Below are 24,984 nucleotides of genomic sequence, written 5' to 3' on the forward strand. Positions count from 1 at the left end.
TCGGTCTCGGGATGACCGAGCTGGGGAAGGTGTACGGCAAGACCAGCAGTCAGTTCGCCGCCGAGGCCACTCGACTCGCCGTGGCCGACGCCGGACTGCTCCTGTCGGACGTCGACGGGTTGCTCATCTCGGCGGGCGTGGCCAACGATGTCGGACTCGAATTGCAGGTCGACCTCGAGCTGCGCGATCTGAAGCTCCTCACCCAGATGCAGGCGTTCGGGTCGACAGCCGGAGCGATGGTGCAGTTCGCGTCGATGGCCGTGGAAGCCGGGATGGCGGAAGTCGTCGTGTGCGTCTTCGGGGACGCTCCGCTCAAGGAGGGAGCCGGGGCGGGTGATGCGTACGGGGCCGGCCACCGGGCGCACTCCGGATGGACGGGGCTCCAGCGATCGACGGGCGTCGTCACCCCGAACGTGCTGTACTCGCTGGCCGCCCGGCGCCACATGCTCAGGTACGGGACGACCTCCGAGCAGCTCGGCGCAATCGCCGTCGCCCAGCGCGACTGGGCTGCACTCAATCCCCTGGCGCAGATGCGGACCCCCATCACCATCGCCGACCACCAGCAGTCGCGCATCATCAGCGATCCGTTCCATCTGTTCGACTGCTGCCTGGTGTCGAACGGTGGCGTCGCCGTGGTCGTGAGCACCGCCGAACGTGCGCGCGATCTGCAGCAACCTGCGGTCGACGTTCTCGGGTGGGCGCAGAGTCATCCGGGTGCGAGATCGCGCCGCGACGACAACTTCGGTTTGGTGACCGGTGCGGCACGATCGGGCCCGGCGGCCATGTCGATGGCGGGGGTCACGGTCGACGACATCGATCTCGTCGAGATCTACGACTGCTACACCTATACCGCTCTCGTCACACTCGAGGACTACGGATTCTGCGCCAAGGGCGCCGGAGGCGAGTTCGTGTCGACGCCGGGGAACATCGGCCCGGCCGGCAAGCTGAAGATGAACACCGGTGGGGGACAACTGTCCTCCTACTACATGTGGGGCATGACCCCCCTGTCCGAGGCCGTCCTCCAGGCGCGCGGCCAGGCCGGTGCCCGGCAGCAGGACCGACACGAGCTCGTCCTCGTCTCGGGCAACGGGGGGATCCTGGACCACCACTCGACCTTGATCTTGGGTTCCTGACCATGAGGGAACCGGTCGCAGGGAGATCCACACCCGTGAACGTGCAACCTGTCGCCCGTGACACCGCCACGGCGGCGTTCTTCGCCGGAACCGCGCGTGGGGTGTTCCTGCTACGCAGGTCCGCGCGATCCGGCGAGATCGTGCCCCCCTCAGCAGTGCAGGACAGCGTGGGCAACACCGATCTGGACTGGGTGGAGGCATCGGGTCGTGGCAGGGTCGTGTCGTGGGCCTTCGTCCCTCAGCGGGCCGCGGATTCGGACACCCCACTCGAGCTCACGATCGGCGTGGTCGAACTGGATGAGGGACCGTGGTGGTGGACTCAGCTCATCGACGTCGATCGGGACAACATCGTGGAGGGGCTTCGAGTCCGAGCGGTGTTCACCAAGTCCGGACCGGCAGAGACCGACGAGTACGTCCCGGTCTTCGCGCCCGATGAGCCCCTGTCCGCGGCCGCCTCGAACACGGTGTCAGTCGCGTCGTAGTCATCATCGATTCCGGCATGGCGACGGTCCTGCGGGCACCGTCAGGTGTGCGCCGCGCCCGCTGAGATCACGTCACCGGTACGACGCTGCTGGCTGGGCTCCGGGCATCGCCACGCACCGATCGTCAGCGGCACCACCGGTGCATGAATGCTGCACCCACGCTCGCCTGTGCGACGCCGGCGGGAATCCGTTGGCCTTGCTCGCGCAGGGGTGGCGCGCCACATCTTCGTAGCCTTCTTGACGGCTGGCGTCAGAGGCGACGGGCAGCCCTCGTGCGCAGGGGAGTCCTGTCGTAGCGACGTGGACGTCTGGGGCCATCGCGATCCGCAGCCCGAGACTGGGGGAGTGGTCGGAGGTGCCGACGCCCAGGTGCTGGCAGGCCTGCTCCACGACGGGTGCCGGGTCGACCGACTGGGTGTGCTCGCGCCCATCTGGGCGCCGCCGGCCCGCTCCCGGTGGTCCGGGCGGTCCACGGGCAGGGTTGCGGCAGCCGTTGCCGGCCCACGACGGCGCTGCCAGGCGCCCTGAGCCGGTGTCGCGGGGTCGTCCAGTGCAGCAGGACCCGGTCCGCGTGGGCTCGATCGCCAGCACCGGCGAAAGGACCCGGGTTGGGCACGGCGCGCCTTCCTCGGCCGGTCCGTGCGCTGCCTGCTGCCGGGCGAGGGCACCGGGGGAAGCCCCGGGTGGTCCGGACGGGCTCGGCACCGGGGTCGTGCTGGCTCCCCAGGAGCCGCAGCCGGTGCGCTCCGATGCATCTTGACGATTATCGTCAGTAATGTGATGCTCAGCATCCACTCGGCATGCGTCGTGCGCCGGTGAGGCCGTGATCAGCTCAGACCCGCCCGTGGGAGGTTGGACATGAAGACCGAGCAGACGAGCAACGACCCGGGCGCGCCCCCAGCGGGAGTTCTGGCGGCTCCGAGCGAAGACGGTGCCGGAGCCCACGTCAGTCCTTCGATGCTCCGGCGCGCCGTCGTGGCGAGCTGCGCGGGCACCTTCGTCGAGTACTACGACTTCGCCGTGTATGCCGCCCTGACCCCGGCTCTCGCGAGCGTCTTCTTCTCGGCGTCGGACCGTGTGACCGGACTGCTGAGCACGCTCGGCATCTTCGCCCTCGCGTTCGTGGCCCGGCCGCTCGGTGGTGTCGTCTGGGGTCTCTTCGGTGACAAGATCGGGCGGAAGACGACCCTGGTCGCGGTCATCCTGCTCATGTCGCTCAGCACGGCCGCCATCGGCTTGCTCCCGGGCTACCAGACGATCGGCGTTCTCGCTCCACTGCTGCTCGTGGTTCTGCGTCTTCTGCAGGGTCTCTCGGCGGGAGGCGAGCTCCCGGGAGCGACGATCTTCGTCGCCGAGTCCTCTCCGAACCACAGGCGGGGCTACTTCGTGAGTTGGATCGGGGTGTCGATCACGTGCGCAACGCTGGCAGGTCTCCTCACCGCTGCGCTGCTCGCCAACGTCCTCTCCACCGAATCGCTGAACAGTTGGGGATGGCGCATCCCGTTCCTGCTCGCGCTGCCGCTGGGGCTCGTCGGGCTCTACATCCGGCTGAAGCTCGACGAGTCCCCTGCCTTCGAACTCGCGCGCCAAGCCGAGGCCACCTTTCAGAGCCCGCTTCCTGAGGTGCTCGGAAAGGCGTCCATGTACCGCCGGATGGCGGTGACCGGACTGCTGGGGGCCGGCGCCTTCCTCGGCTACTACATCATGATGATCTACATGCCGACGCTGCTGACCAGCGAGCTCGGCTTCGACTCGGGGGACGGCCTCCTCGCGATCTGCGCTGGTGGCGCAGCCATTGCCGTCCTGGGACCGCTGATGGGCGCCCTGTCGGACAAATATGGTCGGCGGCCGCTTCTCGTCTTCGCAGCACTGGGCCTGATCCTGTTCACCTATCCGAGCTTCCTCCTTCTCAACACCGGCAACTTCTTCGCGGCCGTGTCAGCACTCCTGCTGCTGGCGCTGCCGGTCTCGGCGGGACAGGCGGTCTACGTGACCGCCGCACTGGAGCGCTTTCCTACGACCATCAGGTACACGGCATTCGGCATCAGTTACAACGTCTTCGGGCTGATCGGTGGGACGGCGGCATACGTCTCGACATTCCTCGTCGCGAAGACGGGAACCACCCATGCGCCTGCCTTCTACCTGATGGCGGTGGCGGTGGTGGTGCTGCTGACGACGCTGCGGGTCCGGGAGACCGCGAGCCGCCCGCTCGAATCGGCATGAGAGCGATTCGCCCGCATTCCACGACGTCCACATCAGAGCGACCGCGGAAACGTCGGTCTCGAGTCGATCCCCGGATCGCGCTCGCCCGCGACCGCACCCAAGGGGCCGACCTCCTTCGGCACCTCAGCAACGTGACGGAAAGAGAAGGCCACCGTGACTGATGCCGTGATCGTCGACGTGCTCCGCACTGCCTCCGGTAGGGGGAAGCAGGGTGGCGCACTCTCGGACGTCCACCCCGCAGACCTGTACGCCACAGTTCTCAGATCGCTCGTCGATCGCCACGGGCTGGACCCCGGGCTCGTCGACGACGTGATCACCGGCTGTGTCAGCCAGGTCGGCGACCAGGGCCTCAACATCGGACGAACGGCCACCCTGGTCGCCGGCTTCCCCGAGCACGTCCCGGCGACGACCATCGACCGCCAGTGCGGGTCCAGTCAGCAGGCGATGCACTTCGCCGCACAGGGCGTGATGTCAGGCGCCTACGACATCGTGGTGGCCGGTGGCGTCGAGAGCATGAGCCGCGTCCCGATGTTCTCCAACGCCGCGGGCGGCGACCCGTTCGGCCCGCTGTCGGCGCGCTACCCCGAGGGCCTGGTCGGCCAGGGCATCGGCGCTGAGATCATCGCCGCGCGCTGGGGGCTGAGCCGGCAGCAGCTCGACGAGTACGCCGCCCGGTCCCACGCACTCGCCACCACGAACGCCGGGAGCGGCGCCTTCGCATCCGAGATCGTCCCGATCGACGTCGAGGGCGGACAGCACACCGGCGACGAGACGATCCGCGCATCGACCACCGTCGAGGGGCTCGCCGGGCTCAAGCCGTCGTTCTACGACGAGGAGCTCGGTCAGCGGTTCCCGGAGATCGAGTGGAGCATCACGCCGGGCAACTCCTCACCGCTGACCGACGGCGCGTCGGCGGCGCTGATCATGAGCGACGAGAGGGCGCGGCAGCTCGGGCTCAGGCCCCGGGCCCGCTTCCACAGCTCCTCGGTCACCGGCAGCGACCCGATGCTGATGCTCACCGGCGTCATCCCGGCCACGGAGAAGGCGCTCAAGCGGTCCGGGCTGAGCATCGACGACATCGACGCCTTCGAGGTCAACGAGGCCTTCGCCCCCGTGCCCCTGGCCTGGGCCAAGGAACTCGGCGTCGACATGACGAAACTCAACCCGCGCGGCGGCGCGATCGCCCTCGGCCACCCCCTCGGCGCCTCCGGCACCCGGCTGATGACCACCCTGCTCGGCCACCTGGAAGCGACCGGGGGCCGCTACGGGCTGCAGACGATGTGCGAGGGCGGCGGCATGGCCAATGCCACCGTCATCGAAGTGCTCTGACCGCCTCCGCACCCCAGCCCCAGAGAAAGGCGCACACCCATGGACATCGCAGGCAAGGTGGCTCTCGTCACCGGCGGGGCTTCCGGGCTCGGCCTCGCCACCGTGCGGCAGCTCTCTTCGGAGGGCGCCAAGGTGGTCATCGTCGACCTCCCCTCCTCCGACGGCAAGGCGGTGGCCGAGGAGCTCGGTGACGCCGCCGTCTTCGTCGGCGCCGACGTCACTGACGAGGCCCAGGTCGCCGAGGCCGTCGCCGCGGCGCAGGGACTCGGCGACCTCGCGGTGGCGGTCAACTGTGCCGGCATCGGCGGTGCCATCAAGACGGTGAGCAAGAAGGGGGCATTTCCGCTCGCCGACTTCCGCAAGGTGATCGAGGTCAACCTGATCGGCACCTTCAACGTCCTGCGTCTTGCCGCAGCAGCCATGGTGGACCGGGACGTGGACGCCGAGGAGCGCGGCGTGATCGTGAACACCGCTTCGGTCGCCGCATACGACGGCCAGATCGGGCAGGCGGCGTACTCCGCGTCGAAGGGCGGCATCGTCGGCATGACCCTGCCGGTCGCCCGCGACCTCGCGGAGTACCGCATCCGGGTCAACACGATCGCCCCCGGGATGTTCCTCACCCCGCTGCTGGCCACCCTGCCGCAAGAGGTGCGGGACTCGCTCGGCGCACAGGTGCCGCACCCGGCCAGGCTCGGCAATCCTCCGGAGTACGCCGCGCTCGTCAGTCACCTCATCGCCAACCCGATGATCAACGGTGAGACCATCCGGCTCGACGGCGCGATCCGGATGGCGCCGCGATGACGGCCGGCACGTCGGAGCCGGCCGCGACCCTCGAGCGCCGGGGACGCGTTGGCCTCATCACGTTCAACCGCCCGCACGCGATGAACGCGGTCAACTCCGACCTCGCGGGCGCGGTGGGCGGGTTCCTCGAGGAGATCGACGGCGATCCGGGTCTCCGCGTCGCCGTCGTCACCGGCGCCGGCCGCGCGTTCTGCGCCGGCGCAGACCTCAAGGACGTCGCGGCGGGCCGGGACGTCGGTGCACCCGGGCACCCGGAGTGGGGGTTCGCCGGCCTCGTCGAGCACGAGTTCGCCAAACCGCTGATCGCCGCGGTGAACGGGTACGCCCTCGGCGGGGGCGCCGAGATCGTGCTGGCTTCCGACCTCGCCGTTCTCAGCGAGACCGCCTCGCTCGGGCTGCCGGAGGTCAAGCGCGGCCTCTTCGCAGCGGCAGCTGGGCTGATCAACCTGCCCCGCCAGGTGCCAACCAAGATCGCCATGGAGGTGGCGCTGCTGGGCGAGCTCGTCCCGGCCGACGAGGCCCTGCGCTGGGGCCTGGTCAACCGGGTGGTGCCTGCCGACCAACTGCTCGCCACTGCGCTCGAGCTCGCCGAGAAGGCCGCCTCGAACGCACCCGGGGCGATGCGCACCTCCAAGAGGATCATCCGCGCCGCCCTCGGCCGCGGGGCCGCATGGGACGGCGACGTCCGCACCCTGCAGGCCGAGGAGACCGTGAGGACGATGGCGAGTGCCGACGCGCTCGAGGGGGCCCGGGCCTTCGCCGAGAAGCGCCAGCCTCAGTGGGCCGACGCGTGAGCCGTGTCCTGGTCCGGTGACTGACGGCAGGGTCGCGACCGCCATCACCCACCACCCCCTGCCGGTCAGCGCCGTGCCATCGAGAGCGCGAGCGACTGATCGACGTCGACCTGAGCGACGACGCGTCCGCGTCCTCGAGCCGGTTCTCGCAGCCGCCGGTGGCCTCACCGTTCGCCCCGTTGACCCGTGCCACGAAGAGCCGCCTCGTCGCTGTCCACGCAGAGGTCGCCAGGCTGCCGCGCGCCGTCCCAGCTGATCGAGCACGTGAGGAGACAAGCCCGATGAGCAGCATGATCGAGACCCCCGTCAAAGCCGGGGGCGAGGCGGAAGCGACCGACCTCGTGCACCGCACGCGGGAGTTCATCCGGAGTGAGGTCCTGCCGGTGGACGACCGCTTCGACGGTGACGTGACACGTGCCGGTGGCGACGACCTGCGCCGAGAGCTGCAGGAGGGCGCACGTCGGCGCGGGCTGCTGGCGCCGCACGCGCCGGTGGAACTGGGCGGTCTGGGCCTGTCCATGACACAGCGTGCCCGGGTCTTCGAGGAGGCCGGGTACTCGCTGTTCGGGGCGATGGCGATCAACGCCGCAGCCCCGGACGAGGGCAACACGCACCTGCTTGCCCACGTCGCCACCCCGGCGCAGCGGGAGCAGTTCGCCGCACCGTTGGTGCGCGGGGAGGTGCGGTCGGCGTTCGCGATGACCGAGCCGGCGCCGGGTGCCGGCTCAGATCCCAGCGCACTGGCGACGAGGGCGACCCGGGTGTCCGGCGGCTGGCGGATCGACGGCGGCAAGATCTTCATCACCGGTGCGGACGGCGCGGGGTTCTTCATCATCATGGCTCGCACGAGTGGCGACGCCGGAGACCGCGGCGGCGGCACCATGTTCCTCGCTCCGGCCGGGACGTCGGGACTGCGGATCGGCCGGCATGTGCCCACGATGGACCGCTCGATGGTGGGCGGGCACTGCGAGGTGGCGTTCGACGGGCTCGTGGTGCCCGACGAGGCGGTGCTGGGGGAAGTCGACGAGGGGTTCCGCTACGCCCAGGTGCGGCTGGGACCAGCTCGCATGACCCATGTGATGCGCTGGCTGGGAGCCGCGCTGCGGGCCCACGAGGTGGCGGTGGAGTACGCCGTCACCCGCCGGGCCTTCGGTGCCGCCATCGCCGACTCGGGACTGGCCCAGCAGTTGATCGCGGACAACGAGATCGACCTGGCGGCCGCCCGGTCGCTGCTGGACGTGGCCTGTGCGGCGCTGGACGCCGGCTCGTCGGCGGCTCAGGAGACCTCGATCGCGAAGACCTTCGGCGCCGAGGCGATCGGCCGGGTGGTGGACCGGGCCATGCAGCTCTGTGGGGGGATGGGGGTGTCCGCCGACCTCCCGATCGCGCGGATCGCCCGGGAGGTCCGCCCCTTCCGGATCTACGACGGACCCTCCGAGGTGCATCGCTTCGCGATCGCCAAGAGGGCGGCCAAGGCCGCCCGGGCGCGAGTCGGGTCGTGACCGGGACGCCGGGTCTGGACCTGGCTGCGCTGCGCGTCCACCTGGTGGACCGGGGCATCGCAGTCACCGGGCCGCTGCGCGCCGAGCTGATCGCCGGGGGGCGGTCGAACCTGACCTATGCGGTGGCCGATGACGCCACCCGGTGGGTGGTGCGCCGCCCGCCGCTGGCCGGTCTCACCGCGTCCGCGCACGACATGGTCCGGGAGTGGCGGGTGACCAGCGCGCTGCAGCCGACGCCGGTGCCGGTCGCCCGGCCGGTCAGCGTGTGCGAGGACGCCGGGGTGCTGGGGGCTCCGTTCACCGTGGTGGAGTGGGTTGACGGCGTCGTCGTCCGGGACCGGGACGATCTGGCGGTCCTCAGCGACGACCAGGTGCGCCGGACGACCGCCGCGCTGGTCGAGGTCCTCGTTGCGCTGCACGCAGTCGATGTCGATGCGGTGGGGCTGACGGGCTTCGGTCGCCCGCAGGGCTTCCTCACCCGCCAAGTGGCTCTGTGGCGCCGGCAGTGGGAACAGGTCAGGACCCGTGACCTGCCCGAGCTCGAGCGACTGCACGCCCGGCTCACCGAGATGGTGCCGAACTGTTCCGCGGTCACTGTCGTGCACGGGGACTACCGCATCGACAACGCCATCCTCGATCGGGCCGACCAGGGCAGCGTGCTCGCCGTGGTCGACTGGGAGCTGTCGACGATCGGTGACCCGCTGACCGACGTGGCCCTGATGTGCGTCTACCGCCATCCGGCGCTGGACGTCATCCTCGGCATCCCGGCTGCGTGGGCCAGTGACCGCCTACCGTCCGCCGATGACCTGGCCGAGGACTACGCCCGGGCCTCCGGACGCGATCTCGGCAACTGGGCGTTCTACGTGGCGCTGGCTCATCTGAAGTTGGCGGTCATCGCTGAGGGCATCACGCACCGGGCGGGGGCCGGCGCGGATGCCGGTCGGGGCGCGGCGCGGGCCTCCGAGGCCGTTCCCGAGCTGGTCGCGGCCGGGCTCGACGCACTTCGACCGCGGTGAGCAGCACTCGACCGCTGTGTGCTGCGGGAGCAGCCAGCGGAGACCGCGCGCACGGTGGCGCCCGGGGAGGGGCAGCCCGGTGACGCGCTCCGATCCACCCCGCTCGCCAGAGACCACCGCACCACAGCCCGCCTTGGAGGGGGTCAGCATGATGATCGGAGTTCCCGCGGAGTCGGGGTCACGCGAGACGCGGGTGGCGGCGACGCCTGCCACGGTGACCAAGCTGCTGGCCCTGGGGTACGACGTGCTCGTCGAGGCCGGGGCCGGGCAGGCCAGCAGCTTCCTCGACGAGGCGTACGCCGGGGCCGGGGCGCGCATCGGGACGGCGACGGAGGCGTGGGGAGCAGACGTCGTGCTGCGGGTCGGCGCGCCGTCGGTCCACGAGATGGGCCGGTTGCGGGAGGGCGCGACGCTGATCAGTCAGCTGGCTCCGGCGTTCAACCCGGATCGGGTCGACGCGCTGGCGGCCCGCCCGATCACCGCACTGGCGATGGACGCGGTACCGCGGATCTCGCGGGCCCAGTCGCTGGACGTGCTGAGCTCCATGGCCAACATCGCCGGGTACCGGGCGGTGATCGAGGCGGCGCACGTCTTCGGCCGCTTCTTCACCGGGCAGGTGACCGCGGCGGGCAAGGTGCCCCCCGCCAAGGTGCTGGTGGCCGGCGCGGGGGTGGCCGGGCTGGCCGCGATCGGCGCGGCGAGCAGCCTGGGCGCGGTCGTGCGGGCCACTGACGTGCGGCCGGAGGTGGCCGAGCAGGTGCGCTCACTCGGTGGGGAGTACGTGGCCGTGCCGGCCGGCGAGCAGCAGGTCAGCACCGACGGCTACGCGCGGGAGATGGGCGAGGACTTCAACCGCCGGGCCGCGCAGATGTATGCCGAGCAGGCCACCGACGTCGACATCATCATCACCACCGCGCTCATCCCCGGTCGCCCGGCGCCGCTGCTGATCACCAAGGAGATGGTGGCCAGCATGAAGTCGGGCAGCGTCATCGTCGACATGGCCGCAGCCCAGGGTGGCAACGTGGCCGGCTCGGTCCCCGACGAGATCGTGGTGACCGAGAACGGCGTGTCGATCATCGGCTACACCGACCTGCCCGGCCGGCTGCCGGCCCAGGCCTCCCAGCTCTACGGCACCAACCTGGTCAGCCTGCTGACGCTGCTCACGCCGGAGGAGGACGGCCGGCTCGTGCTGGACTTCGACGACGTCGTCCAGCGGGCGATGACGGTGGTGCGGGAGGGCGAGAAGACCTGGCCGCCGCCGCCGGTGCAGGTCTCGGCGGCACCGGTCGCGGTCGCCGCCGAGACGGTGGAGGTCCGCCAGCCCAAGGCGCCACCACCGCCGTCGCGGAGGTTCGCCGTCGTCGGGATCGCCGCCGCGCTGCTGTTCGGCATCACCGCGTTCTCCCCGAACGAGCTGATCCAGCACTTCACCGTCTTCGCCCTCGCCGTCGTCGTCGGCTACTACGTGATCGGGCACGTGCACCACGCGCTGCACACGCCGCTGATGTCGGTGACCAACGCGATCTCGGGGATCATCGTGGTCGGTGCCCTGCTGCAGATCGGTCACGACGACCCGGTGGTGACATCGCTGGCCACGGTCGCGATCCTGCTGGCCAGCATCAACGTGTTCGGTGGCTTCGCCGTCACCCGCCGCATGCTGGCGATGTTCACGCGGGGACCGGCCCGATGAGCGCCGGCACCGCCGCGTCGGCGGCCTACATCGTCGCCGGCCTGCTGTTCATCCTGAGTCTGGCCGGGCTGTCGAAGCACGAGACCGCGAAGGCGGGCAATGTCTTCGGCATCGCCGGCATGGTCATCGCCCTGGTGGCCACGATCGGGCTCGCGGCGCGCAGCATCTCCGGTGTCGGTGCCGTCCTGCTGGCCGTCGCCGTGGTCGTGGGCGCGGCCATCGGGTTGTGGCGGGCGCGCCGGGTGGAGATGACCGGCATGCCCGAGCTGATCGCGGTGCTGCACAGCTTCGTCGGGCTGGCCGCGGTGCTGGTCGGCTGGAACGGCTACCTGTCGGTGGAGGCCGACGCCGGCGAACAGACCGAGGTGGCCGAGAACCTGCTCGGCATCCACTCCGCCGAGGTGGTGATCGGCGTGTTCATCGGCGCGGTCACCTTCACCGGCTCCATCGTCGCCTTCCTCAAGCTGTCGGGTCGGATCCGGTCCAACCCGCTGATGCTGCCGGCGCACAACGCGCTGAACCTGGGTGCGCTGGTCGCCTTCGCCGTCCTCACGGTGCTCTTCGTGATCGACCCCAGCCTGCCGCTGCTCATCGCCGTCACGGTGCTGGCGCTGGGCCTGGGCTGGCACCTGGTCGCCTCGATCGGCGGCGGGGACATGCCGGTGGTGGTCTCGATGCTCAACAGCTACTCCGGCTGGGCGGCGGCGGCGTCGGGGTTCCTGCTGGGCAACGACCTGCTGATCATCACCGGCGCACTGGTTGGGTCCTCGGGTGCCTACCTGTCCTACATCATGTGCACCGCGATGAACCGGTCGTTCCTGTCGGTGATCGCCGGCGGCTTCGGCAACGAGGGCGCCGCCGCCGCCGACCGCGACTACGGCGAGCACACCGAGATCAGCGCCGAGGGCGTCGCCGAACTGCTCACCGACGCCAGGTCGGTGGTCATCACCCCCGGCTACGGCATGGCCGTGGCCCAGGCGCAGGGTGCGGTCGCCGAACTGACCCGGCACCTCCAGGACCGGGGCGTGGACGTGCGGTTCGGCATCCATCCGGTCGCCGGACGGCTCCCGGGCCACATGAACGTGCTGCTGGCGGAGGCCAAGGTGCCCTACGACATCGTGCTGGAGATGGACGAGGTCAACGACGACCTCGCCGGCACCGACGTCGTCCTCGTCATCGGCGCCAACGACACGGTCAACCCGGCCGCCACCGAGGACCCGTCGAGCCCGATCGCCGGCATGCCCGTGCTGAAGGTGTGGGAAGCCGACCAGGTCGTCGTCTTCAAGCGGTCCATGAACACCGGCTACGCCGGGGTGCAGAACCCGCTGTTCTTCCGGGACAACAGCCGGATGCTCTTCGGCGACGCCCGCGACCGCGTCGAGGACATCGTGACAGCGCTCCCGAAGCCGGACCGGAAGACCGCTGAACCCGCTCTCCAGCACTGAGGGCGGGACGCGGGGGAGTCAGCGACCCGCCGGATGCCGGTCGCGGCTGTGGCGGAGCAGGACTGACGACATGCTCACGGCTGCCTGCACCGCGAACTCTGCTGAGCAATGAGGGCTGGCGCCCCAAGGGTGTTCCGGGGGCCTGCTTTCCGGCCACCGCCTCCGGCAGTCGACGAGTGGCTCGGCAGTGGCGGCGCTGTCCCGCGGGGGACGTCCTGCCCTGACCGCTGCTGCGCACCCAGGCGACGGCGCTGTCGGCCCGCGCCTCCAAGTCCCCACCCTGTCAAATCTGGACGATCAGTGTCAGTATGAAGTCTGTCGAACCCACCAGAGGAGCGAAGTCATGGGCAAGTTGGAGGGCAAGGTCGCCTTCGTCACGGGCGCAGCGCGGGGCCAGGGCCGCAGCCACGCGGTCCGGATGGCGCAGGAAGGCGCTGACATCATCGCCGTCGACGTCTGCAAGCCCATCGAGGGAGTTCCCTACGACGGCGCGACGGTGGAGGACCTCGAGGAGACCCAGCGCGCGGTCGAGGAACTGGACCGCCGGATCGTGAGCGCCCAGGTCGATGTGCGCGACCTGGACGGACTGACGTCGGTCGTCGACGACGCCGTCGCCGAGCTGGGCCGGCTGGACATCCTGTCCGGCAACGCAGGCATCCTGGGTTCGATGGCTGCCGCCGAGGACCTCACCGGCGCGGGGTGGTGCACCACCATTGACATCAACCTGACCGGCGTCTACAACGCTGCTCGAGCGGCCATCCCGCACATCAAGGCCGGCGGGCGCGGCGGTTCGATCGTGCTCACCAGTTCCACCGCGGGCCTCAAGCCCTACCTGAACGCCGCCGACTATGTCGCTGCGAAGCACGGGGTGACGGGTCTGACGAAGGCTCTGGCACTCGAACTCGCCCCTCACTCCATCCGAGTGAACAGCCTGCATCCCACCCAGGTCGACACTCCGATGATCCACCACTCGGTCCTGTACGGCTTGTTCTGTCCCGACATCGCCAACCCGACCAGGACCGACTTCGAGGCCGCATCCCGCGCCACCAACGCGATGCCTGTTCCCTGGGTCGAGGCGAGCGATGTGTCGAACGCCTTGCTGTTCCTCGTCTCCGACGACGCCCGGTTCATCACGGGCGCTGCACTGCCGGTGGACGCGGGCTGCAACCTGCTCTGAGCGACTCGCTCGTGCAGCGGGCGGCACCCCAGCAGCTGGGGGCCGGCTGTCCACGCTCGGGCATCGGAGCCGCGCGCGACACGTCGAGCCCCTTTGCCGCGCGTCGCCGTGGTGCGCTGCCGCCGGGTTGGCCGAGCCATCACGCGGGGGAGGGCGGCCCTGCCGCGAAGCGAGGGGTCGGCCGACGGAACTCGAGTCGAACGGTCCGCCAACTACTTGCCTAAATTGGACTCTAAATGTCAGTATGACGGAGGTCACGTCGACCAAGGACCGCTTCCCGGTGGAGGGACGCACGTCCTGGCGGGCCGGGGCGGTCCCGAGAGGGTCTGTCGACGGACGGTTCGACCGGCGCCCGAGCAGGCCGACGTGGCGCCGCGTCCCCCATGTCGCAGTCGGCGACGTCCCCGATCAGTCCGATGATCCGCGAGTAGAAGAGGGTGTAGGAGATGGCTGGAGAGAGCGTGCTCGACTTCGAGGGTCGGGTTGCGATCGTGACCGGAGCTGGGCAGGGGATGGGCCGCGAGCACGCGGTCATGCTGGCGTCTCGTGGTGCGCGGGTGGTGGTCAACGACATCAACGAGGGTCGGGCCAAGGAGACGGTGGAGGCGGTCACCGGAGCCGGCGGGACGGCGGTGGTCGACAGCCATGACATCGTCACCGCGTCGGCGGAGCTGGTGCAGACGGCGATCGATGCCTTCGGGCGTCTGGACATCGTGGTCAACAACGCCGGGATCAACGCCTACGGCCGGTTCTGGGAGATGGATGCCGATCTGTGGTGGCGGGTGTTCAACACCAGCTTCCAGGGGCTCGTGCAGGTCGCGCGCCATGCCATGCCGCACCTGATCGAGTCCGGGACCGGCCGCATGATCAACGTCTCGTCCAACGCGTTGATGGGGTTGCCGAACGACACCTCGTACGCCGCGGCGAAGGCGGCGATCTGGGGGCTGGGGAACTCCCTGGCCGGGGAGGGCCGTGAGGTCGGTGTGCAGGTGTCCACGATCCTGCCGGTGGCGTGGACCCCGATGTTGGAGGATGCGTTCGCCGACCCGGTGATCCAGCAGGTGCTGCGTGAGAACTTCCCGGCCAGCGCGGTCTCGGCGTTCGTGACCTGGCTGGCGCACCAGGACACCACGGTGCACGGCCAGGCCTTCGAGATCGGTGGGGTGGCCGCGGCGCGGACGGTGTTCTCCGTGCTGCCCCGGGTGCAGGTGGCCGAGGCGACTCCGGAGGAGTGGGCGGCCAACGCCTCGACGCTGATGCAGGACGGCGAGCTCACCCCGCTTCCCGCGGCGAGCGACTCGTTCCGTGCCCAGGTGGTCAACCTGGCTCCGGAGATGGATGCCTACCTGCCCGCAGACGCGGCGAACGTGTCCGGCAACTAGGCAGCCGGCAGGACGGGCGTTCCACATCAGGAGGACGCCGGCGGTGCAGCGGTAGTCGGGCATGGTGGCGTCGAGCGATGCGTGGTGGGCGGGGCAAGCGCCTCATCGCGCACCGGGGCGGTGTTCAGGCGCCGGAGGTCGCCCGTCTCGTCGCAACCCACGAGCGGGGACGACGAGACATGTTGCCTCCGGCGACTGGACAGCGCAGCCCAGGCACAGAACGGCTGCGAGCGCGACGAGCGGGCGCGCCCGCCCGGACCGGCCCGACCCCGCGTGGCCGGCGCAGCCTTCGCGGGCTGCCGATGCGCCACCTCTCGAGAAGGAGCAACCAGATGAAGATCGGCATCCTCGGCGTCGGGGCCATCGGCCACACCCTGACCCAGCGACTGAGCGCGGCCGGGCACGAGGTCAAGGTGGCCAACTCGCGCGGCCCCGAGACCATCCCGGCTGAGGTGCTCGCCTCGGGCGGTCGTGCGGCTCATGCGCGTGACGTCGTCACCGATGTCGACGCGGTGATCGTGTCGATCCCGCTCAGCGCGGTACCGGGGGTGCGGTCGCTCATCGACGAGGTCCCTGCCGACGCTGTCGTCCTGGACACCTCGAACTACTACCCGGGGCGGGACGGCGCCATCGAGGCCCTCGACAACGGGCAGGTCGAGAGCCTGTGGGTCGCCGAACAGCTCGGTCGCCCTGTCGTCAAGGCGTGGAATGCCATCACCTCACAGTCCTTCGAGTTGAAGTGCAGTCCTGCCGGCAGTCGCGATCGCATCGCCATCCCGGTCGCCGCCGATGCGCAGACCGACCGCGAGCTGGGCATGTCCCTGGTCGAGGACACCGGCTTCGACGGCTTCGATGCCGGGACCCTGGCGGAGTCGTGGCGCCAGCAGCCCGGCGCGCCTGCCTACTGCACTGATCTCACCCGCGATCAGCTGCCGGCCGCCCTCGCTGCAGCAGTCGCCGCCCGCTCACCCCGTCGACGCGACCTGGCGTTCGCCGCCGTCATCGAGGTCATGTCAGACCCTGAGGACAGGATGGGCGAGGACTTCATCATGCGGCTGAACCGGCTGCTCTTCTCCCCGTCGGGGGTCAGCTGACCGGCCCAGTGCGCTGGAGCTCCGTCGTCAATCCGCCGTGACGGCTCACAGCCGATCTCCGAGACCGAGACACCGGTGCGCATCGTGGGCGTGCTCGACCGCGGTCGATGCCGCGTAGCGGGACAGCATGTCGTCGCTGCGCCAGCCGGCGAGCATCATCAGGTCCCGCTCCTGCCCTCTCCGGCGAGCCAGCGGTGGGCGAAGGTGTGCCGGAACCGGTGCGGGTGGACGTCGGCGACGCCGGCCTGCGCCGCCCGGATGTGCAGCACGTCGCGGGCGCCGTCGGGGGTCATCGGGCCGCGCTGACCGAGCAGCAGCCGCGGCGAGCGCGCGTAGGGGTGCAGCGCCCGCACCCGCAGATGGCGGTCGACGGCCTGGGCGGTCTTGGCGCCGAACGGCACCACCCGGGGGCGGGATCCCTTGCCGGTGACGTAGGCCAGTTCCCGGTCCAGGTCGACGTCGGTCAACGCGAGCCCGCACAGCTCCGACGACCAACAAACGACCAACAAACCCCGTCGGTGGAGGACCACCGCCAGCGGCCGCGCCTCGGTGCTCGGCACGGTCCATCGGGCGCCTGTCCTCTCGGCCTGTCGGCGGGGCTCCCGCCGTTCTGCCAGTGCGGTGCCTTGTCCCTCGACGCAGCGTGTCTCAGGCTGCCGCGCCTGGTGAGGGTGGCGCAAAGCGGGCGTCCGCCGCTTCGTGGACATGGTCAGAACGAAGCCCAGCCATCGGACAGAACCAGAGGATCCCCTCCTTCCCCACTTGCCCCGAGCCGCGACTCGTCCCGGTCATCCCTCTCGGAGACGACCTGCTGTGGGGTGTCACGTGGCGCGTCATCGACGCGGCCCTTCCCCGGCCGGTCGACGGCGGCCTGCCGATCCAGCCACGGGCCCGTCCGGTCGGGGAGGCCGACCTCCTCGGTCCGATCGGCACGACGTGGTGGTGTGGCGTCTGCTGGGGGGGCCAGTTGCTCGCGGCGCTGAAGCCGAGGTGCGCGGGAGGTTGGACACAGATCCTGGTCTCGTCCCTCACCTTCGAGCCGCCCGAGTTCTCGGGTGTGACAGCTACCGGAGACTCCCGTAGTGATGGGACCGACGACCTGCAGCGTGGATGTGCCCTTGGTCGAGTCCTGAGCTGATCCGCCGGCCGATCTGGGGCCGATCAGCTCTACTTGATGCCCGTGAAGCCGCCCTCGAGGCGGTCCCGTCCGATGCGGCAGAAGTCGGCCGGCGAGGACGCTCCGGCCCCGGATCGATGGTCACGGCCACAGCTGTTGTGAGCGGGCCGCGGCGATCTCGGCGGCGTGGGCGGCAAGTCGCTGTGGGGGCATCGGGTCGAGCCCGCGGCCGTCGCGCAGGCCCACTGCCACCTGCCCGGCTGCGGCCTCCCGTTCGCCCACCACGAGCCGGTAGGGAATCCGAGCCAGCCGGGCCCGGCGGATTCGCGCGCCGAGCGGCTCGGCCGCGTCGTCGACGTCGATCCGCAGGCCGGCAGCGCGAGCCGCGTCCCCGACCTCGACCACGGCCCGCGCCTGAGCAGGCGAGGACGGGTCGACCGGCAGTACCACGGCCTGCACCGGCGCCAGCCACACCGGCAGGTTGCCGGCGTGCTGCTCGAGCAGGAACGACAGGCAGCGTTCCATGCTGGAGACCACCGTGCGGTGCAGCATCACCGGCCGGCGCGGACCGTCGGGGCCGGCGTAGCGCAGCTCGAACCGCTGTGGGAGGAGGAAGTCCAGCTGCACCGAGGAGAACGACTCCTCCCGACCGCCGCGGCCGGGCAGCTGCACGTCGATCTTCGGGCCGTAGAACGCCCCCTCACCGTGCACCGGCTCGTAGTCCACGCCCAGGTCCTCCAGCGCGCCGGCCAGTACCGTCTCGGCCCGGTTCCACAGCGCCTCGTCGGCGAGGTGCTTGGGCCCGTCCCCGCGCAGCGAGAGCCGGTAGGAGTGGCCGGCCAGGCCCAGCGCGGCGTAGGCGTCCTCGATCATGCCCACGACCAGCGCGATCTCCTCGGCGACGACGGCGGGATCACAGAAGTGGTGGGCGTCGTTGAGGACCATCGCCCGCACCCGCGACAGCCCCGCCAGTGACCCGGACGGCTCGTTGCGGAACATCGCGCCGAGCTCGGCGATCCGCAGCGGCAGTTCCCGCCACGACCTCGGCCGGGACCGGTAGGCGACGATGTGATGCGGGCAGTTCATCGGGCGCAACACGATCGGGCCACTCCCGCCGTCCTCGATCGGCGGGAACATCGCGTCGGCGTAGTGCTCCCAGTGCCCGGAGATCTCGTACATGGATTTCTTGCCCAGCGGCGGGGAGTACACGTGGGCGTAGCCGGCGGCGCGTTCGGCCTGGAGGATGTAGCGCTCGAGCTCTCCGCGGACGATCGCCCCGGCCGGCAGCCAGATCGGCATGCCGGCGGGCAGCAACGGATCAGAGGCGAACAGGTCCAGTTCCCGCCCGAGTCGGCGGTGATCGTCGGCCGGTAGCGACTCGACCCGCCCGAGCCCGCGTGCGTCAGCGGATGCGGGCAGGCCGGGGGACGGCTGGGCATTCATGAGGTGCTCCCTGTGGTGAGCGGGGGAGCTTCCGGGCAGCGAACCGGCCACGCGGACGACGCAGGCCCCGGGAAGCTCCCGGGGCCAGATGATTGGTAGAGCGGGGCGGCGCGTCAGCGCGCCCGCGGGCTCACGGCGCCGGGATGCTCCGGCGTCGTAGTGCACAACCCGCGCGCTGCCATGCCGTCAGTGTGCCCGGCGGCGCCGTGGATGCAACGAGGTTTCGGTGACCCGGCAGTGTCTTCCGGCCCGGCGTCCGAACACTCCGACACCGCTTTCCGCTGACAGCGGCGACAACTGACCACGGCAGGAACGGCATGTTGCCTGCTGGCCGGTCTGCCGGCCGGCCACCTGGACCTCGACTGGCCGGCGCGACGGAATGTCGGTGTCTACTGCCGGCGCTCTCTTGAGCTGGAGCCCCTCGCGACCAGGGCTCTCGAGCTGGGCTCGCAGGTGTGATGACCCACGGGTGGTCGTAGATCCACGACTGGGCTGACGGCGCCGACGCCGACGTCTGCAACTGGCTCGGAGACCGTTCCCGCTGCCTGGTCAGGGTTCGCCGTCCACTGTGCATGCCGCGCGGGCGGACGAGGGGTGCCGGGCGCGACCGCCCCGCCGGCACGATCGCCTACGGCCCCGCTCGGGCTTGACCTCCTCGACGACCACTGATGTCCCAGGGACCGCCCGGCTGCGAGATGGTGGGTGCCTGCATCCGGGGGAGGCGTCACAGATGAGAACGGTCGCGATCGCCTGTCAGGGCGGCGGGAGCCACACGGCGTTCACCGGCGGTGCGCTGCAGCGTCTGCTGGCGGACAGGAGCCACAGGGTCGTGGCGCTGTCGGGTACCTCGGGGGGCGCGGTCTGCGCCCTGCTGGCCTGGTACGGCTTGCTGACCGGTGGGGCGGCCGAGGCCGGTCGGCTGCTGGAGCGCTTCTGGGAAGCCAACGCGGCCACCACACTGAGCGGAAAGGTGGCGAACGCCTGGCTCGTGGGTCTGGCCCGGCTGGAAGGGCGGTTGTCGCTTCCCATGGTGAGCCCCTATGTCTATCCGGACATCGCCGGCGCCGCCTTCACCGACCTGCTGACCCACCACGTGGACGTCGATCGGCTGGCCCGGCTGCAGGAGTCCCCGCGGGAGGACCAGCCGCAGCTGCTCGTCGGCGCCGCCGACGTCCTCACCGGCGACTTCCAGGCCTTCTCCAGCCGGCGCCGGGAGATCACCGTGAACGCCGTACTCGCCTCGGCCGCCGTTCCGCTGCTCTTCCGTGCCGTGGAGGAGAAGGGCCGGTACTACTGGGACGGGCTGTTCAGCCAGAACCCGCCGGTGCGTGAGCTGCCCGACGCCGGCCCGGAGGAGATCTGGGTGATTCGGATCAACCCGCGCGGTCGGGCCACAGAGCCGAAGACGGTGGGCGACATCGCGGACCGGCGCAACGAGCTGGCCGGCAATCTCTCGCTGGAGCAGGAGCTGTACTTCATCCGCAAGGTCAACCAGTGGGCGGACCGTCTCGGCCACCCGTACCGGCGCATCGAGATTCGGGAGCTCACCCTCGACCTCGACCTCGACCTGGCCAGCAAGCTGGACCGCAGGCCTGCGTTCCTCCGCCGGCTGTTCGACGCGGGGCGGACGCAGGCGGAGGGGTTCCTGGCCGGACTGCCCGGCTGACGACCACGACCGCGTGGTCACGGAAGGACGATCTCGACGTTCTCGCCGGCGAGGCTGTGCACACTCCGCTCGCCCTCAGTGTGCTGTGGCCTCGCTTGACGACACCCGCCCTGCCATTCTGCGGTGAGAAATGGGGAATGCGAGCCTCCACGCGTCCTGGTCAGTGCTCGGGCCAACGAGGCTGAGCAGCTTGCGCCAGAGGTCGGCCGGACAGGCCTGCGGCGGACGAGGAGGAGTCCTGCCCCCGCACGCAGGCCAGCAAGACGACGCTGGTCCAGCAGTTGTCGGAGGAAGTCGGGACGTGGTCCGGCTAGCCGTGAACCGCACGGGTGAGCGACCCTCAGTGTTCCGGAGGGATTGTGGACGGCGGCCGCCGCTTCCGGCCGAGGATCCTGCGCAACCTACGACGCACGAACGGTTGTCGAATTCCGGATGACACCTCGCACACGGGCTGGTGGACCGGCCCGCTCCGCGACGCCATAGTGAGCCGACTCGCGAGCGACACGCCACGAGCACCCCCTCGAGGGACGTCATCGCGTGCCCTCGCGTGCAGGTCAGGGAGGGCGCCATGTCGTCCGTCGGCAGCTCCGCAAAGCTCGACTTCGAGGCCCCCGGGAAGGGGCCGTGGGAGCTCGAGAGCACTCACTTCTCCCGGCCCGTCACCTCCTTCGCCCAGGCTGCGTTCGCGGAGGGGTTCGTCAGGGGCTTCAGGGAAGGGACCGCCCGCTACGGCCTCCTGCTCGATCACTTCGAGCCGGGCTACGCCGGAGCCTTCCTCTACATCCAGCCGGTGGCGTTCGGAGCGCCGGCAGGAGCCATGGGCCCACCTCCCAAGCCGGTGCTCCAGCTGCTGACCCGGCTGCACCCCGCGATGCGGAAGCGGATCGCCAGGTCGGCGGAGGCGATCGAGAGCAAGTTGTGGCGGCAGGACCTCACGCGGTGGGACGAGGTGGACAAGCCAGCCGCGGTCACCGAGCACCGGGCCATTCAGGCCGTCGACGTGGCGGCGCTGTCCGACGAGGACCTGGGGCAGCACCTGGTCGTGTGCGCGAGGCACATGACCGCGAGCGTCTACCTGCACCACAAGTACACGGTGCCCGCCGCCTTCCCGGTGGGCGACTTCCTGGCGGGCGCCACGGCCTGGACCGGCCTGACCAGCGGAGAGCTGCTCGGCCTGCTCCGCGGGCGTTCGGCGATCTCGAGGGGGTTCGCGGCCCTCGAGCTGGAGGACGCCGGCAAGGCGATCGCCTCCTCGGACCCTGCCCGCGCGATCGTGGCCGGTCCGTCCGCGAGCCGCGAGAAGCTGGCGGCCCTCGCCGCCGATCCCGTTGCCGGGCCCGCCGTGTCGGTGTACCTGGACGCCGTCCGCTGGCGCAGTGTCGGGTACGACGTCGCGGACAAGACGGCCGGGGAGATGCCCGACATGCTCGTCGCGGCCCTCGGAGCCGCCGTGGGTGGCCTCAGCAGCTCCCCGGACGAGGACACCGGCCTGGCGACCATCCGCGAACTGGTGGCCGAGGAGCACCGGGAGGACTTCGACGACCGGCTCGGCGAGGTCCGCCTCATCTATCGCCTGCGTGACGAGCGCGCTGCCTACTCCGACGGCTGGGCGACCGGGCTGGCCCGTCGGGCCCTGCTGGAGGCCGGCCGCAGGCTCACGGCCTCGGGTCGGCTGCACCATCCAGAGCACGGTGTGCAGTTGACCGCGGATGAGGGGGTCGCCCTGCTCCGTGCTCAGCCCGGCCCCCGTCCCGAAGAGGTGGTTGAGCGGCATCAGCGATGGGAGTCGCACACCATCGACGACGCACCGCCGTTCCTCCGCGCCATGCCTTCCCCGCCCCCGCCGGTGGAGTGGCTGCCGAAGCGGGCGCACCGCAGCGCCCGTGCCATGAACATCTTCGTGGACAACTTGTTCACGGTGCCGGACACCGCCAACACCGAGACCGTCCTCAGCGGCCTGGCGGTGAACACCGGCATCTACGAGGGCCCGGCTCGTCTCGTGAGTTCCCCGGCCGACTTCGACCGGGTCCAGCCGGGCGACGTGCTCGTCACGCGGATGACCTCGCCGTACTTCAACGTCGTGCTGCCCCTGCTGGGCGCGATCGTGACCGACCGGGGTGGGCAGTTGAGCCATGCGGCGATCGTCGCCCGGGAGTACGGCATTCCCGGGATCGTCGGCACGCGGGAGGCGACCGCGAGGATTCCCGATGGCGCACGGGTACGGGTGGACGGCACGACGGGCGAAGTCCGGCTCCTGGGGTGAGCGTCCCCTCCTGCGTGAGCCCGCTCTCGGCGGCCGGCGATGGCGGACGCTTCGGAGGCAAGGCCGCCCAGCTGGCCGCGGCGCGCGGAGCCGGACTGCCCGTGCCGGACGGGTGGGCCCTGGGGTGGGACGAGGTGGAGGCGCTCGTCCGTCGGGACAGACACGGACCGGAGGTGGAGGCTGCGCTTCGCGCGGCGGTCGCCGGCTGCGGCCCTGTCGCGGTGCGCTCGAGCGCGGTCGGCGAGGACTCGCACGACGCCTCCTTCGCCGGCGCCCACCTCACGGTCCTGGGACTGGTCGGTGGGGACGCGGTCGTCCACGGTGTCCGCGAGGTCCACGCCTCGGCCGTGCATCCGGGCGCTCTCGCCTACCGGGACAGGCTCGCGGTCGACGGGGCCATCCGCATGGGGGTCGTGGTGCAGGAGATGGTCGACGCCGACGTGGCGGGCGTCCTCTTCACCCGCAACCCGCTCACCGGAGCCGACGAGCTGGTCATCGAGGCCAGCTGGGGCCTGGGCGAGGCCGTCGTGTCCGGCCTGGTCACTCCCGACCACATCCGAGCGAGCCCCGACGGGAGGATCCTGGAGAGCGTCATCGGCGAGAAGGACGTCGCGATCCGGCTGACCTGCGACGGCCTCGCGCGGGAGACGGCAGTGCCGCCGGACCTCGCGGGGATGCCCTGCCTCCGGGACGAGCAGGTGCAGCAGCTCCACGGGCTCGTGCGCGCCTGCAACGAGGTCTACGCCGACACCGCGCACGACATCGAGTTCGCTTTCGTGGGCGACAGCCTGTACCTGCTGCAGCGGCGGCCGATCACGCATGGCTGACCACCCCGGTCACGGGGTGGCGCGGAGGCTGTTCGCCGCGCGGCTGACGGCGAGCCTGATGCCGCTGAACTCCACCATGATCGCCGTCGCGGTGCCCGCCGTCGCAGTAGAGTTCGGGTACTCCGTCACCACGGTCACGCAGGCCCTCGTGGCGACGTACCTCATCACCGCGATCGCCCTGCAGAGCCCGGGCGGAAAGCTGGCGGACCGGTTCGGCCAGTGGCGGGTCGTCTCCTTGGGCCAGCTGGCGATCGCGGCCGGAGCCGTGCTGGGCCTGGTGGCGCCCAACCTCGCCGTTCTCACCGTCGCTCGCGTGCTGATGGCCTGCGGCGGGGCCCTGGTCGTTCCGGCCACGATCGCGCTCATGCGCCTCGAACTGCCGCCCGAGCGCCGTGGTCGGGCGTTCGGCACCTTCGGGGCGATCATGGCCCTCGCAGCGGCCATCGGCCCGATCCTCGGCGGCGTGCTGGTCGAGGCATTCTCGTGGGAGGCCGTTTTCCTCGCCAACGTGCCCGTCCTCGCCGTGTCGGCCCTCGTCGCGGCGAACGTGCCCCTCGCCGTCAGACCGTCGCCGGCCACCCACTTCGACTGGTTCGGGTCCGCCCTGCTCACCGTCGGACTCGTCCTCGTGGTCGTGGGAACACAGGGAGGGCGCGCCTCCTCCCTCCTCGTTCTCGCCCTGGGGGTGGCAGCCCTCATCCCGTTCGGCTGGTGGGAGAGCCGCACCCGGGACCCTGTCGTCGACTTCCGGCTGTTCCGGTCGGTGCCCTTCGCCGCCGGATCATTGCTGATCGCGCTGCAGAACCTCGTCATGTACGCACTCCTCTTCGAGCTGCCGCTGGTGCTGCACGACCTCTTCGAGCTGAACGCCCAGGCGATCGGGCAGCTGCTGACCTTCCTCACGGCGGCGATGGTCGCGATGTCCCTGCTCGCCGGACGGCTCACCGACCGGCTGGGTCCGCGCCCCGTGGCCCTCGCCGGAGCACTTCTCTGCCTGGGGGGACTGCTGGCCCTGGACCGCTCGGGCCTCTCGACTCCTGGCGACGTCCGGATCCCCCTCGTACTGCTCGGTGCGGGGCTCGGGCTGTCGTCCCCTGCAGCTCAGAGCGCGTCGCTGTCCGCCGTCGCCCCCGGGCAGAGCGGGATGGCTGCCGGTGTGGCGTCGACGATGCGCTACCTGGGTGCGGTCATCGGGATCGCCCTGCTGGGGCGGTTGCTCGACCTGGACGGCAGCCGCGCGCAGGTCCTCGCCGAGCACCGGGCGGTGCTGGCCGTCTTCGCCGTGACGCTGGTCGGGAGCCTCGTCTGCGCCGCCGTCCTCCCGCGACGAGAGGCGATGGCGGTCCTGGACGAGAAGAGCGGCTGAAGCGATCGCGGTGTGGTCGCGAACGTGCGATCACCAGCCCGAACCGCCCCTGTAGTAGGCGCCACCGGAACCGGTCGCCCACCTGCAGGAACGACCGCAACCGTCATGGCCGATCACGGCGCGGCACGTCCTCCACCTGACTTTTAATCCGCCGGCTGGGGGCACGGCTGCCACGGCCGAAGTTGGCTGCGCAAGCAGGCCGACCTATGCCTACCCGTACAAATGTCACTGGCA

19 protein-coding genes are annotated in these 24,984 nt (G+C 70.7%); 17 read left to right on the top strand and 2 right to left on the bottom strand.

What is annotated here, in order from left to right:
• The first annotated feature begins 11 nt into the window (after positions 1-11).
• From CRP39_RS02115 to CRP39_RS02175, 13 genes are all read left to right on the top strand, one after another.
• Positions 12-1,133, top strand: coding sequence for a thiolase family protein (locus tag CRP39_RS02115; protein WP_216359575.1), 1,122 nt, complete (start codon positions 12-14; stop codon positions 1,131-1,133).
• A gap of 35 nt (positions 1,134-1,168) precedes the next feature.
• Positions 1,169-1,615, top strand: a complete 447-nt coding sequence (locus CRP39_RS02120) for a Zn-ribbon domain-containing OB-fold protein (protein WP_216359576.1) — start codon at positions 1,169-1,171, stop codon at positions 1,613-1,615.
• Between the two features lie 858 nt (positions 1,616-2,473).
• Positions 2,474-3,838, top strand: a complete 1,365-nt coding sequence (locus CRP39_RS02125) for an MFS transporter (RefSeq protein ID WP_097203925.1) — start codon at positions 2,474-2,476, stop codon at positions 3,836-3,838.
• Positions 3,839-3,991: 153 nt separating this feature from the next.
• On the top strand, positions 3,992-5,167 hold the full coding sequence (locus CRP39_RS02130; protein ID WP_097203927.1) for a thiolase family protein: 1,176 nt from the start codon (positions 3,992-3,994) through the stop codon (positions 5,165-5,167).
• Between the two features lie 39 nt (positions 5,168-5,206).
• Positions 5,207-5,968: an SDR family NAD(P)-dependent oxidoreductase gene (locus tag CRP39_RS02135; protein ID WP_097203929.1), complete on the top strand. Its 762-nt coding sequence runs from the start codon at positions 5,207-5,209 to the stop codon at positions 5,966-5,968.
• Positions 5,965-6,762: an enoyl-CoA hydratase-related protein gene (locus CRP39_RS02140; RefSeq protein ID WP_097203930.1), complete on the top strand. Its 798-nt coding sequence runs from the start codon at positions 5,965-5,967 to the stop codon at positions 6,760-6,762. Before CRP39_RS02135 ends, CRP39_RS02140 begins: the two co-directional genes overlap by 4 nt.
• 281 nt (positions 6,763-7,043) lie before the next feature.
• Positions 7,044-8,264, top strand: a complete 1,221-nt coding sequence (locus CRP39_RS02145) for an acyl-CoA dehydrogenase family protein (RefSeq protein ID WP_216359577.1) — start codon at positions 7,044-7,046, stop codon at positions 8,262-8,264.
• A complete protein-coding gene (locus CRP39_RS02150) occupies positions 8,261-9,280 on the top strand; it encodes a phosphotransferase family protein (RefSeq protein ID WP_097203932.1) in 1,020 nt (339 codons plus the stop codon). Before CRP39_RS02145 ends, CRP39_RS02150 begins: the two co-directional genes overlap by 4 nt.
• A gap of 151 nt (positions 9,281-9,431) precedes the next feature.
• Positions 9,432-10,970: a Re/Si-specific NAD(P)(+) transhydrogenase subunit alpha gene (locus CRP39_RS02155; RefSeq protein WP_245853601.1), complete on the top strand. Its 1,539-nt coding sequence runs from the start codon at positions 9,432-9,434 to the stop codon at positions 10,968-10,970.
• Complete coding sequence (pntB, locus tag CRP39_RS02160; protein WP_097203936.1) at positions 10,967-12,415, top strand: Re/Si-specific NAD(P)(+) transhydrogenase subunit beta; 1,449 nt, start codon at positions 10,967-10,969, stop codon at positions 12,413-12,415. Before CRP39_RS02155 ends, pntB begins: the two co-directional genes overlap by 4 nt.
• Before the next feature lie 343 nt (positions 12,416-12,758).
• On the top strand, positions 12,759-13,592 hold the full coding sequence (locus tag CRP39_RS02165; RefSeq protein ID WP_097203938.1) for a mycofactocin-coupled SDR family oxidoreductase: 834 nt from the start codon (positions 12,759-12,761) through the stop codon (positions 13,590-13,592).
• A gap of 446 nt (positions 13,593-14,038) precedes the next feature.
• Complete coding sequence (locus tag CRP39_RS02170; protein WP_097203940.1) at positions 14,039-14,974, top strand: SDR family NAD(P)-dependent oxidoreductase; 936 nt, start codon at positions 14,039-14,041, stop codon at positions 14,972-14,974.
• A 302-nt stretch (positions 14,975-15,276) separates the two neighbouring features.
• Entirely contained in the window at positions 15,277-16,068 is a 792-nt protein-coding gene (locus CRP39_RS02175) for an NADPH-dependent F420 reductase (protein ID WP_097203941.1), read from the top strand.
• A 158-nt stretch (positions 16,069-16,226) separates the two neighbouring features.
• Here the strand turns inward: CRP39_RS02175 and CRP39_RS02180 are convergent, their stop codons facing one another.
• On the bottom strand, positions 16,227-16,628 hold the full coding sequence (locus tag CRP39_RS02180) for a tyrosine-type recombinase/integrase (RefSeq protein WP_172442255.1): 402 nt from the start codon (positions 16,626-16,628) through the stop codon (positions 16,227-16,229).
• A 698-nt stretch (positions 16,629-17,326) separates the two neighbouring features.
• Positions 17,327-18,628: a threonine--tRNA ligase gene (gene thrS / locus CRP39_RS02185; RefSeq protein ID WP_097203944.1), complete on the bottom strand. Its 1,302-nt coding sequence runs from the start codon at positions 18,626-18,628 to the stop codon at positions 17,327-17,329.
• A 730-nt stretch (positions 18,629-19,358) separates the two neighbouring features.
• On the opposite strand from thrS, the gene CRP39_RS02190 reads away from it, so the two are divergent.
• The 4 genes from CRP39_RS02190 (at position 19,359) to CRP39_RS02205 (ending at position 24,750) form a co-directional block, all read left to right on the top strand.
• Complete coding sequence (locus tag CRP39_RS02190) at positions 19,359-20,294, top strand: patatin-like phospholipase family protein (protein WP_097203949.1); 936 nt, start codon at positions 19,359-19,361, stop codon at positions 20,292-20,294.
• A gap of 568 nt (positions 20,295-20,862) precedes the next feature.
• Positions 20,863-22,557, top strand: coding sequence for a PEP-utilizing enzyme (locus CRP39_RS02195; protein ID WP_143426524.1), 1,695 nt, complete (start codon positions 20,863-20,865; stop codon positions 22,555-22,557).
• Between the two features lie 221 nt (positions 22,558-22,778).
• Entirely contained in the window at positions 22,779-23,384 is a 606-nt protein-coding gene (locus CRP39_RS02200; RefSeq protein WP_483866708.1) for a PEP/pyruvate-binding domain-containing protein, read from the top strand.
• Complete coding sequence (locus CRP39_RS02205) at positions 23,377-24,750, top strand: MFS transporter (RefSeq protein ID WP_097203955.1); 1,374 nt, start codon at positions 23,377-23,379, stop codon at positions 24,748-24,750. Before CRP39_RS02200 ends, CRP39_RS02205 begins: the two co-directional genes overlap by 8 nt.
• Positions 24,751-24,984 lie beyond the last annotated feature (234 nt).

Source organism: Geodermatophilus sabuli, from assembly GCF_900215145.1.
Classification (GTDB): Bacteria; Actinomycetota; Actinomycetes; order Mycobacteriales; family Geodermatophilaceae; genus Geodermatophilus; species Geodermatophilus sabuli.